Raw genomic sequence first — 11,825 nt, 5'->3', positions numbered from 1 at the left:
CGGCGTCCATGATAGGCGAGAAGAACCGGATCATCACCATTGCGAACCAGAAGGGCGGCGTCGGCAAGACGACGACCGCGATCAATCTGGCAACTGCGCTTGCCGCTATTGGCGAGCGCGTGCTGATCGTCGACCTCGACCCACAGGGAAATGCCAGCACCGGACTTGGCATCGACCGGCGCAGCCGGGAACTGTCGTCCTATGACCTCCTGATCGGTAGCCACAGCGTTGCCGACACGGTTCTGGAAACGGCCGTGCCGAACCTGGCGATCATTCCCTCGACCATGGACCTGCTGGGTATCGAGATGGAGATCGCCCAGCAGAACGACCGGGTCTTCCGGCTGAAGCGCGCGCTTGCGGCGGCGGATGCGCTGGCTTACTCTTACGTGCTGGTCGATTGCCCGCCGTCGTTCAACCTCCTGACGATGAATGCGCTTGCTGCCGCGCACTCGGTGCTCGTCCCGCTGCAATGCGAGTTCTTCGCGCTGGAGGGTCTCAGCCAGTTGCTGGAGACCGTCGACCAGGTGCGCCGCACCGTCAATCCGCGGCTCGACATCCAGGGCATCGTGCTCACCATGTTCGATTCGCGCAACAATCTGGCACAGCAGGTCGTCAACGACGTGCGGACCCATCTCGGTGAGAAGGTCTATCACACGCTCATTCCGCGCAACGTGCGCGTTTCCGAAGCCCCTTCCTACGGCAAGCCGGCGATCCTCTACGATCTCAAATGTGCCGGAAGCCAGGCCTATCTTCAGCTCGCTTCCGAGGTGATCCAGCGCGAAAGGCAGCGGAAGGCTGCCTGACCCCGTATCCGTGAGTAGAACCGATGAATGAAGACAACTCCAAGCGGCGCCTTGGCCGCGGCCTTGCCGCCCTGATCGGTGAAATGGACCAGCTTCCGGCCGCCGATCTCGGCGAACGCCCGACGGTCAATCCGGACCGGCTGGTTCCGATCGAATTCGTCGGCCGCAACCCGCGAAATCCCCGGCGCTATTTCGACGAGTCCGAATTACAGGACCTGGCGTCATCGATCCGCCAGCACGGCATCGTCCAGCCGGTCGTCGTGCGCAGCACGGCCGACAGCCGCTATGAGATCATTGCCGGTGAACGCCGCTGGCGCGCGGCGCAACTTGCCGGGCTGATCGAGATTCCGGTGATCATCCGCGACGTGGACGACCGCACGGCGCTGGAAATCGCGATCGTGGAAAACGTCCAGCGCTCGGATCTCAATCCGCTCGAAGAGGCGATGGGCTACGAGCTGCTGATCGCGGATCACGGCTACACGCAGAACGACCTCGGCGAAATCATCGGCAAGAGCCGCAGCCATGTGGCCAACAGCCTCCGGCTGTTGAAGCTGCCCGAGCCGGTGCGCGAAATGCTTGCTTCCGGCTCGCTTTCCGCCGGTCATGCACGTGCGCTCATACCGACCTCCGATCCGGTCGCGTTGGCGAAGACGATCGTCGCCAAAGGCATGTCCGTTCGCGATGCCGAGCGTATCGCGCAGCACGACATCAAGGCGCAGGGCGACCCGAGCCATGGCCAAGTGCCGCGCAAGGATGAAAAGGACGCCGACACATTGGCGCTGGAGCGCACGCTGTCGGACGTGCTCGGCCTCGACGTAACCGTCAACCATAAGGGCAACGGCGGCCATCTTCGCATCGCCTACAAGACGCTCGAACAACTCGAGGAAATCTGCAGGCTTCTTGAGCGGCGGTAGACTATTTAGCCGGATTCAGCGCCGCGCGGACTGTAATACGGTAGCGAGCATCGTGTGCATGGCGATCGTGTCTTCCAGCGCTGGTCGCTGCCGACTTTGCAGGATGGCCGCTTGCAATCGCTGGGCTTCCCGGCGGATCGCAGGTGCGGTCCAGGTCTTCAGCGCATTCTCGACGATCGGCTTGCGGCGAAAGTGCAGGTGGCGTCCGAGCGTCGCGATGGCCTGCGCGGCGGGTGCGCGCTTTTCATCCATTTCGGCGCGCATCAGTTCCAGAAGCTGGAACTGGCGCAGGCAACCCTGCAGGACCAGAAACACCGGCGTCTTGGACGACACGATCTTCTGGATCGCATGCAGGAAGCCTTCACGGTCGCCCTTGAGGATGGCATCGATGGCATCGTCGGTGGAAATCGCGCTGGCATCGCCGACGATCTCTTCCACATCCTCCTCTTCCACCACTTCCTTGCCGCGGCAGTAAAGGGCAAGCTTGCGCAGCTCGTTGCGCGAGGCGAGCCGGTCGCCGCCGATCGTGTCGATGAGGCGCTGGCGAGCGGCGGGGGAGATGCGCAGGCCCTCGGCCGAGAGCTCTTGATCGATCAGGGCCTGCAGGGCGCGGCCGTCGTCCGCGTAGCAGGCGATGGCGACGGCCTGGGAAGCGGATTCGGCAGCCTTGCGAAGGGCGGCGCCCTTCTTGAGGTCGCCCGCTTCGATGATGAGGGTGGATGTGCCGGCCGGCATGGCGGCGAGGATGTCGAGCCCGTCTGCGATGCCCTTCTCGCTGCCGGCGTTGCGGATCCAGACGAGGCGATCACCGCCGAAAAGGCCTATGGCGTTCATCTCGTCCACCAGGCGGCCCGGCTGGCTGCCGACTTCGCCGGCATCCAGCCTGACGACGGAAAAGGGATCATCGAGATCGACGCCGCTCGCCGCCGCGAGCGCGGCCGCCCTTTCGGAAACGAGGCCGCGGTCCGGTCCGTAGACGAGGAAGAGCCGCACGGGCAAGGGCTTGCGTTTCACGAAAGCATCGAACTCGTGCGACTTGACCTCTGCCATGGCCGGTTCAGCGCCGGGCGAGGGCTGCTGCGACGTCCGCCCGGATCAGTTCTGCAAGCTCGCGGGCGCCGCGGTTCTCCGCATCCCGGATGGCTCGCAGCTTTGCGAATTCCTGCGTCGGAAAATCGACCATGGCGACGGCGGAGCGCTTGCCGGATGCCAATGTCTCGCCGGTGTCGGCCTTCGTCAGATTGTAGTCCGCCGAGACGGTGACGCGGCCGGCGCGTGCCCTGTCCTTCACGACGTCGGTGAGGACGCCGATGGTCCGCACGTTCACGTCCATCTCCAGATGATAGGCCGCGGACTGCGCTTCGCCGCCGCCGCCGGTGAAGAGAAAGACCAGGTCGTTGCGGACCTGCTGCTCCACCCGGTCGTCCGCCTCCGAAATGGAGACGGAGGCCAGCTTGGCCTCGGTGCCGGCGTCGGTGGAATAGAGCGGGCGCACCTGGCAGCCGGCCAGCACGCCGACAAGGGCAACGCCGGCAAGCGCCTTGGCGAGCCGCGAGAGGCCGGTTCCGTCAGACAACAACATTCACGATCCTCTGCGGTACGACGATGATCTTCTTGGGACGCTGGCCGCCGAGCGCGGCCTGGACCGCCTCGAGTGCGAGCACGGCCTCTTCGACCGCACTCTGGTCTGCGTCGCGGGCGATTGTCAAATCCGCGCGCTTCTTGCCGTTGATCTGCACCGGCAGCGTGACCTCGTTTTCCGCCACCAGCCGGTCGTCATAGGCCGGCCAGGCGGTGTCTGCGACGAGTCCCTCGCCGCCGATCTCGCGCCAGCATTCTTCCGAAAGGTGGGGCGTCATCGGGGCGACGATGCGGATCAGGATGCCGACGGCCTCGCGCAGCGCGGCGGCAAGGTCGGGCGACGCCTTGCCGGCGGCGGCCGTCGTGAGCGGGGCGGCGAGCGCATTGACGAATTCGTAGATGCGCGCGACGGCCTTGTTGAAGGCGAGCTTGTCATAGTCGCCCTGCACGGCCTTCAGCGTCCTGTGCGCGGCCTGCGAGACGGCGAGTGCTTCGCCTTCCGTGCCCGGGCGGGCTTCGGCTGCCTTGAGGGCGGGAGCGGCTTCGGCGATGAGGCGCCAGACGCGCTGGACGAAGCGGTGGGCGCCCTCGACGCCGGCTTCCGACCAGATGACGTCACGGTCCGGCGGGGAGTCGGAGAGGACGAAGAAGCGGGCGGTATCGGCGCCGTAGGAGGCGATGATATCGTCCGGGTCAACGACGTTCTTCTTCGACTTCGACATCTTCTCGATCGAGCCGATGGCGATTTCTTCGCCGGATTCGAGATGGGTCGCGCGGCGTTTGCCGTCGACTTCCTCGATGCGGATTTCCGCCGGCATTACCCATTCGCGCTTGCCGTCGACGGCGCGGCTATAGGTCTCGTGCACGACCATGCCCTGTGTGAAGAGGCCCTTGAAGGGTTCCTTCAGGTCGAGATGGCCGGCCACCTGCATGGCGCGGGTGAAGAAGCGGGAATAGAGGAGATGCAGGATCGCATGCTCGATGCCGCCGATATACTGGTCGACCGGCAGCCAGGCATTGGCGGCGGCGGGGTCCGTCGGATTGTCTTCCCACGGCGCGGTGAAGCGGGCGAAATACCACGAGGAATCGACGAAGGTGTCCATCGTGTCCGTCTCGCGGCGGGCGTCCTTGCCGCAATGCGGGCAGGCGACGTGGCGCCAGGTCGGATGGCGGTCGAGCGGGTTGCCCGGCTTGTCGAAAGTGACGTCGTCGGGCAGCTTCACCGGCAGGTCGGCCTTGGGAACCGGGACCACGCCGCAGTCGTCGCAATGAATGACCGGGATCGGGCAGCCCCAGTAGCGCTGGCGCGAAATGCCCCAGTCGCGCAGGCGGAAATTCACCTTGCGCTCGCCGACCGGCGCAGTGCCGAGCGTTGCGGCGGTGAGGCGCCGTGCGACCTCCTCGAAGGCTTCCTCCGTGCCGAGGCCGTCGAGGAAGCGCGAATTGATCATCACGCCGTCGCCGATATAGGCTTCGTCGGCAATCGCGAAAGTGGCGGCGTCGCCGTCCTTCGGCATGACGACGGGCACGACCGGCAGGTCGTATTTGCGGGCGAAATCGAGGTCGCGCTGGTCGCCGGAGGGGCAGCCGAAGATGGCGCCGGTGCCGTAGTCCATCAGCACGAAGTTCGCGATATAGACCGGCAGCTCCCAGGCGGGATCGAGGGGATGGCGGACGCGGATGCCCGTATCCATGCCCTTCTTCTCGGCGGTTTCGAGCGCGGCAAGCGATGTGCCGGCGCGGCGGCATTCCTCGCAGAAGGCCATGATCTCGGGGTTCTTCGCCGAGACTTCCTTCGCCAGCGGATGATCGGCGGAGATCGCCAGGAACGAGGCGCCGAACAGCGTGTCGGGGCGGGTCGTATAGACGGTGACGTCCTTCTCGGTCGTCAGGCCGGCGGCGTCGGCGACTTCCCAGCGCACCAGCATGCCTTCCGAACGGCCGATCCAGTTCTTCTGCATCAGCCGGACCTTTTCCGGCCACTGGTCGAGCGTTTCCAGCGAATCGAGCAGGTCCTGGCTGAAATCGGTGATGCGGAAGAACCACTGCGTCAGCTCGCGCTGCTCGACGAGCGCGCCCGAGCGCCAGCCGCGGCCGTCGATGACCTGCTCGTTGGCGAGAACCGTGTGGTCCACCGGATCCCAGTTCACCTTGGACTGCTTGCGGTAGACGAGGCCCTTTTCCAGGAAATCGAGGAAGAGGTGCTGCTGGCGATGATAGTATTCAACGTCGCAGGTGGCGAATTCGCGCGACCAGTCGAGCGACAGGCCCATGGACTTGAGCTGCTTGCGCATCGTCGCGATATTGTCGTAGGTCCAGCCCTTCGGGTGGACCTTGTTCTGCATGGCGGCGTTCTCGGCGGGCATGCCGAAGGCGTCCCAGCCCATCGGGTGCAGCACGTTGTAGCCGCGGGCGCGCTTGTAGCGGGCGACCACGTCGCCCATGGCGTAGTTGCGCACATGGCCCATATGGATGCGGCCCGAGGGATAGGGGAACATCTCGAGGACGTAGTACTTCTCGCGCGGGTCGTCGTTATTCGTCAGGAAGACGTTCTCGTCGTTCCATCTTGCCTGCCAGCGGGGCTCGGCATCGCGCGGATTGTAGCGTTCTGTGGCCATGTCTTTGATGTTTCCGGAAAGTCTTTTGGAGGTTTGGCGGGCGGTCCGCCCATGCGAATATGGTGCCGAGACCTTCATCATGAAACCGCCGGAGCGTCAAGTTTTCCGGGCTGCGCTTGGCAAGCGGCGCCGATTTCGCTAGGTCCGGGGCGTCATAGCCGATGGAGAGTGACCATGGACCTTCAGGATCGTCTCGAAGACGTTCGCAGCCGGATGCGCAAGGCCGCAAGCGAAGCGGGCCGCAAGCCGGAGGCGGTGACGCTGGTGGCCGTGTCGAAGACCTTCGACGCCGAGGCCATCCGCCCGGTAATCGCCGCGGGCCAGCGCGTCTTCGGCGAGAACCGCGTGCAGGAAGCGCAGGGCAAGTGGCCGGAACTTCGCGCCGAGACGGCCGGCATCGAGCTGCACCTGATCGGCCCGCTGCAATCCAACAAGACGGCCGAGGCGGTGGCGCTGTTCGACGTCATCGAGACGGTCGACCGGGAGAAGATCGCCCGCGCGATCGCGGAGGAGATGAAGCGGCAGGGACGTGTGCTGCGGCTCTATGTCCAGGTCAATACGGGGCTCGAACCGCAGAAGGCCGGCATCGCGCCCGATGATACGGTCGCCTTCGTCGCCTTCTGCCGCGATGAGCTCGGCCTTTCCATCGAGGGCCTGATGTGCATTCCGCCGGCGGACGAAAATCCCGGCCCCCATTTCGCCCTGCTCGCCAAGCTCGCCGGGCGATGCAACCTCGACGAGCTCTCGATGGGCATGTCCGGTGACTACGAGGTCGCCATCGGCTTCGGCGCGACTGGCGTGCGCGTCGGTTCGGCGATCTTCGGCACGCGCTGACGCTTCTTCCGATTGACGAAGGGCAAGCCGGCATCCGCCGGTCTCAGGCTTTCGTCTGGCTTTGCGGAAGCGCCGCCCTCTCCTATTGTTCTCCATGGAGGAACCGGCCGCCCGGCGGCCGGGCATGGAGGATGCGATGAACAAGACCTATGCCGAGATCTATGGTGCCTGGCGGGACGATCCCGCCGCCCACTGGACCGAGGTGGCGCGGGCGATCGAGTGGTTCACGGAGCCGACGGAAATCTTCGACGCCGCGCAGGGCGTCTACGGCCGCTGGTTTCCCGATGCCGTCGGCAATACCTGTCACAATTGCGTCGACCGGCATGTGGCGGGCGGACGCGGCGACCAGCCGGCGCTGATCTACGACAGCCCCGTCACCGGGCGCAAGGCGCGCTACAGCTACGGCGAGCTTCTGTTGCATGTGAATGCGATGGCGGCCGTGCTTGCCGATCATGGTGTCGTGAAGGGTGACCGCGTCATCCTCTACATGCCGATGATCCCGGAGGCGATTTTCGCCATGCTCGCCTGCGCTCGGATCGGGGCCATCCATTCCGTGGTCTTCGGCGGCTTCGCCGCGAGCGAACTGGCCACGCGCATCGACGATTGCGGGGCAAGGCTCATCGTTACGGCAAGCTGCGGCATCGAGCCCAACCGGGTGGTCGCCTACAAGCCGCTGCTCGATACGGCGATCGCGCTTGCCCATCACAAGCCGGAGCGCTGCCTCGTGCTGCAGCGGCCGGAGCTGGCAGCCGCGCTCAAGGATGGCCGCGACGTGGATCTTGGGCCGGCGCTGCAGGCGGCAGCGGGGCGAACGGTGCCCTGCGCCCCGCTCGCGGCCACCGATCCGCTCTACATCCTCTATACATCGGGCACGACCGGCCAGCCGAAGGGCGTGATCCGCGACAATGGCGGGCACATGGTGGCGCTCGCCTGGACGATGCGGGCACTCTACGGCGTCGCGCCCGGCGAGGTCTATTGGGCGGCATCGGACATCGGCTGGGTGGTGGGCCATTCCTACATCGTCTATGCGCCGCTGTTGAACGGCAGCACGACGGTGCTCTACGAGGGCAAGCCGGTCGGCACGCCCGATGCCGGCGCCTTCTGGCGGGTCGTGGAAGAGTACAGGGTGTCCGTCCTCTTCACGGCCCCGACGGCCTTCCGCGCGATCCGGAAGGAAGATCCCGAGGGCGCGCTCGTGAAACGCCACGACATTTCCAGCCTGCGGGCGCTGTTCCTCGCCGGCGAGCGGGCCGATCCTGAGACGGTGCAATGGGCCGAGACGGTGCTGGGCGTGCCGGTCATTGATCACTGGTGGCAGACGGAGACGGGCTGGGCCATCGTCGGCAACCCGCTCGGCCTTGACCGGCTGCCCGTGAAACACGGATCGCCGAGCGTGCCGATGCCCGGCTACGAGCTGCATGTGCTCGACGATGCCGGCCATGAGGTGCCGCCCGGAACCCTCGGCAACATCGCGCTCAAGCTGCCCCTCCCCCCGGGCTGCCTGACGACCTTCTGGAATGCCGACGAACGGTTCCGCACCGCCTGCCTTTCGGAGTTTCCGGGCTACTACAAGACGGCGGATGCCGGGTATGTCGACGAGGAGGGCTATGTCTTCGTCATGGCGCGCACGGACGACATCATCAATGTCGCCGGCCACCGCCTTTCGACGGGCGCGATGGAGGAGGTCTGTGCCAGTCATCCGGATGTGGCGGAATGCGCGGTCATCGGCGTCGCCGACGCTCTGAAGGGCCAGCTACCCGCCGGCTTCCTCGTTCTGAAGAGCGGTGTTTCACGTGAATCATCGGTGGTCGAGCAGGAGGTGGTCGCGCTGGTGCGCGAGCGTATCGGCCCGGTCGCGGCCTTCAAGACGGCGATCTGCGTGAAACGCCTGCCGAAGACCCGGTCGGGGAAGATCCTACGCGGCACCATGCAGAAGATCGCCGACCGCGAGGAATGGAAGATGCCGGCGACCATCGACGATCCGACGATCCTCGAGGAGATCACGGCGGTGCTGTCGGAGCGGCGCATCGGCTGACCGTCTCCGCCCGGACGAAAAGACGCCAACAAAAAACCCGGCTGTGCGAACGGCCGGGTTTCGATTTTTCATGGTGCGGCGAGGCTCAGAAGCGGTCGTCCTCGTCGTCCTCGTCCGGCGTTGCCGACTTCAGCGACTTGAGCTTGGCGAAGACGGCATCGGCGTCGATCTCCTTCTCCTCTTCGCGGTCGGTGCTGTAGGGCAGCTTTTCCGTTTCCTGTGCCGATTCGAGCGTGGCGCCGAGTTCGGCGGCGGTCGGCAGCGGACGGCCCTTCGAGGCGCGTTCAACCTCGAGGTCGAGGTCGATCTGCGAGCAGAGGCCGAGCGTGACGGGATCCATCGGCGCAAGGTTCGCGGAATTCCAGTGGGTGCGCTCGCGGATCTGCTCGATCGTCGACTTGGTGGTGCCGACGAGACGCGAGATCTGCGCATCCTTGAGTTCGGGGTGGTTGCGCACGAGCCAGAGAATGGCATTCGGGCGGTCCTGGCGCTTGGAGACCGGCGTGTAGCGCGGGCCCTTGCGCTTGGATTCCGGCACGCGGACCTTCGGTTCGGAAAGCTTCAGCTTGTGATTCGGGTTCGCCTCGGCGCGGGCGATCTCCTCGCGCGAGAGCTGGCCGGTGGAGATGGGGTCGAGGCCCTTGATGCCCTGGGCCGATTCGCCGTCGGCGATGGCCTTCACTTCGAGCGGGTGCAGTTTGCAGAATGTGGCGATCTGGTCGAACGACAGCGCCGTGTTGTCGACCAGCCAGACCGCGGTCGCCTTTGGCATGAGCAGCTGTTGAGCCATGGATATAGTCCTTCTGTCCGTCCGCGCCGGTGTCGCGGGCCGTGGGTCGTAACCACTATGTTCCGGGAAATCGGCCCTCTATAACGCCACTGTCGCAGAAATGCAATTCTTCAAGCGCAAATGACCTTTTGTCTAATTGCCCGAAGATGTTGACCTGTTATGTATGCTGCCAGGAGCCGCGGGGTCGGAGGAGACCGGACCCCGTGCATGGCAGTCTAGGGAGGAAACCATGTCCGCAAAGACCTACCCGGTCCTGAAATCCGCGAAAAGCCGCGCGCTGATCGACAACGATACCTATCAGAACTGGTACCGCGAGAGCATCGAGAATCCGGATCGCTTCTGGGACAAGCACGGCATGCGGATCGACTGGTTCAAGCCCTATACCAAGGTGAAGAACACGTCCTTCAAGGGCAAGGTGCCGATCAAGTGGTTCGAGGACGGCATCACCAACGTCTCATACAACTGTATCGACCGTCACCTGAAAGCCCATGGCGACCAGGTCGCCATCATCTGGGAAGGCGACAACCCCTATATCGACAAGAAGATCACCTATAACGAGCTTTACGAGCACGTCTGCCGCATGGCGAACGTGATGAAGAAGCACGGGGTGAAGAAGGGTGACCGCGTCACCATCTACATGCCGATGATCCCGGAAGCGGCCTATGCGATGCTCGCCTGCGCACGCATCGGCGCGGTGCATTCGGTCGTCTTCGGCGGCTTCTCGCCGGATGCGCTGGCGGGCCGCATCGTCGACTGCGAATCCACCTTCGTCATCACCTGCGACGAGGGCGTGCGCGGCGGCAAGCCGATCCCGCTCAAGGAAAACACCGACATCGCCATCGACATCGCGGCCAAGCACTATGTCATCGTCAACAAGGTGCTGGTCGTGCGGCGTACCGGCGGCAAGACCGGCTGGGCGCCGGGCCGCGACCTCTGGTATCACCAGGAGGTGCATACCGTGCCGCGCGATTGCCCGCCGGCGAAGATGAAGGCGGAAGACCCGCTCTTCATCCTTTACACATCGGGTTCGACCGGCAAGCCGAAGGGCGTGCTGCACACGACGGCCGGCTATCTCGTCTATGCCTCGATGACGCACAAATACGTCTTCGACTACCAGGACAGCGAGGTCTACTGGTGCACCGCCGATGTGGGCTGGGTCACCGGCCATTCCTATATCGTCTACGGGCCGCTGGCGAACCGCGCGACCACGCTGATGTTCGAGGGCGTGCCGAACTTCCCGGATGCCGGCCGCTTCTGGGAGGTGATCGACAAGCACAAGGTCAACATTTTCTATACCGCGCCGACGGCGATCCGCGCGCTGATGGGGGCCGGCGACGAGTTCGTGAAGCGCTCCGATCGGTCCTCGCTGCGGCTGCTCGGTTCGGTCGGCGAGCCGATCAACCCCGAAGCCTGGGAATGGTACTACCATGTGATCGGCGAAGACCGCTGCCCGATCGTCGATACCTGGTGGCAGACGGAGACCGGCGGCATCATGATCACGCCGCTGCCGGGCGCGACGGACCTCAAGCCCGGTTCCGCCACGCGGCCGTTCTTCGGCATCAAGCCGCAGCTCGTCGACAACGAGGGCAACGAGCTGGAAGGCGCCGCCGACGGCAACCTGTGCATCGTCGATAGCTGGCCGGGGCAGATGCGCACCGTCTATGGCGACCACAAGCGCTTCGTAGAAACCTACTTCTCCACCTACAAGGGCAAGTATTTCACGGGCGACGGCTGCCGGCGCGACGAGGACGGCTACTACTGGATCACCGGCCGCGTCGACGACGTGCTCAACATTTCCGGCCACCGCCTCGGCACCGCCGAGATCGAATCGGCGCTCGTCTCCCACCATCTCGTCTCGGAAGCGGCCGTCGTCGGCTATCCGCACGGCCTCAAGGGCCAGGGCATCTACTGCTACGTCTCGCTGATGGCCGGCGAGGAAGGCACCGATGCGCTGCGCCAGGACCTCGTCAAGCATGTGCGCAAGGAGATCGGCCCGATCGCGACGCCGGACAAGATCCAGTTCTCGCCCGGCCTGCCGAAGACCCGCTCGGGCAAGATCATGCGCCGCATCCTGCGCAAGATCGCCGAGGACGATTTCGGCTCGCTCGGCGACACCTCGACGCTCGCCGATCCGGCCGTCGTGGACGACCTGATCGCCAACCGGCAGAACAAGGCGGCCGGTTGACTGCTTCCACATAAAAGCGAAACGGCGGCCAATGGCCGCCGTTTTCGTTTTAAGGGGTGATTCCC

9 protein-coding genes are annotated in these 11,825 nt (G+C 64.9%); 5 read left to right on the top strand and 4 right to left on the bottom strand.

Translation table 11 applies throughout. The features are described 5' to 3' along the window. Positions 1–8 precede the first annotated feature (8 nt). Both L0976_RS12680 and L0976_RS12675 read left to right on the top strand, forming a co-directional pair. Positions 9–803 carry a ParA family protein gene (locus tag L0976_RS12680; RefSeq protein WP_234187643.1) on the top strand — a complete coding sequence of 265 codons (795 nt, stop codon included), beginning with the start codon at positions 9–11 and terminating at the stop codon, positions 801–803. A 23-nt stretch (positions 804–826) separates the two neighbouring features. Beyond that, entirely contained in the window at positions 827–1,717 is an 891-nt protein-coding gene (locus tag L0976_RS12675; RefSeq protein WP_234187641.1) for a ParB/RepB/Spo0J family partition protein, read from the top strand. Positions 1,718–1,732: 15 nt separating this feature from the next. On the opposite strand, the gene holA is transcribed toward L0976_RS12675, so the two are convergent. The 3 genes from holA to leuS are packed head-to-tail and all read right to left on the bottom strand — an operon-like array spanning position 1,733 to position 5,916. After that, a complete protein-coding gene (holA, locus tag L0976_RS12670) occupies positions 1,733–2,767 on the bottom strand; it encodes a DNA polymerase III subunit delta (protein ID WP_234187639.1) in 1,035 nt (344 codons plus the stop codon). Between the two features lie 7 nt (positions 2,768–2,774). Then, a complete protein-coding gene (gene lptE / locus L0976_RS12665) occupies positions 2,775–3,299 on the bottom strand; it encodes an LPS assembly lipoprotein LptE (protein WP_234187637.1) in 525 nt (174 codons plus the stop codon). Then, positions 3,286–5,916, bottom strand: a complete 2,631-nt coding sequence (gene leuS / locus L0976_RS12660) for a leucine--tRNA ligase (RefSeq protein ID WP_234187635.1) — start codon at positions 5,914–5,916, stop codon at positions 3,286–3,288. Before leuS ends, lptE begins: the two co-directional genes overlap by 14 nt. A 174-nt stretch (positions 5,917–6,090) precedes the next feature. Between leuS and L0976_RS12655 the strand changes: the two genes are divergently transcribed. Continuing rightward, positions 6,091–6,750 carry a YggS family pyridoxal phosphate-dependent enzyme gene (locus tag L0976_RS12655; protein WP_234187633.1) on the top strand — a complete coding sequence of 220 codons (660 nt, stop codon included), beginning with the start codon at positions 6,091–6,093 and terminating at the stop codon, positions 6,748–6,750. A 136-nt stretch (positions 6,751–6,886) separates the two neighbouring features. Beyond that, entirely contained in the window at positions 6,887–8,785 is a 1,899-nt protein-coding gene (locus L0976_RS12650; RefSeq protein ID WP_234187631.1) for a propionyl-CoA synthetase, read from the top strand. Between the two features lie 85 nt (positions 8,786–8,870). On the opposite strand, the gene L0976_RS12645 is transcribed toward L0976_RS12650, so the two are convergent. Next, positions 8,871–9,575, bottom strand: coding sequence for a DUF1013 domain-containing protein (locus tag L0976_RS12645; protein WP_203316925.1), 705 nt, complete (start codon positions 9,573–9,575; stop codon positions 8,871–8,873). Positions 9,576–9,804: 229 nt separating this feature from the next. Here L0976_RS12645 and acs point away from each other — a divergent pair, with 229 nt between their 5' ends. Then, positions 9,805–11,760, top strand: coding sequence for an acetate--CoA ligase (gene acs, locus L0976_RS12640; RefSeq protein WP_203316924.1), 1,956 nt, complete (start codon positions 9,805–9,807; stop codon positions 11,758–11,760). Positions 11,761–11,825: the final 65 nt, after the last annotated feature.

Origin of the sequence: Shinella sp. NM-101 (assembly GCF_021401195.1) — a bacterium.
Lineage (GTDB): Bacteria > Pseudomonadota > Alphaproteobacteria > Rhizobiales > Rhizobiaceae > Shinella.
The sequence above is the reverse complement of the archived record's forward strand: the minus strand, read 5'-3'. Positions and strand labels throughout refer to the sequence as shown.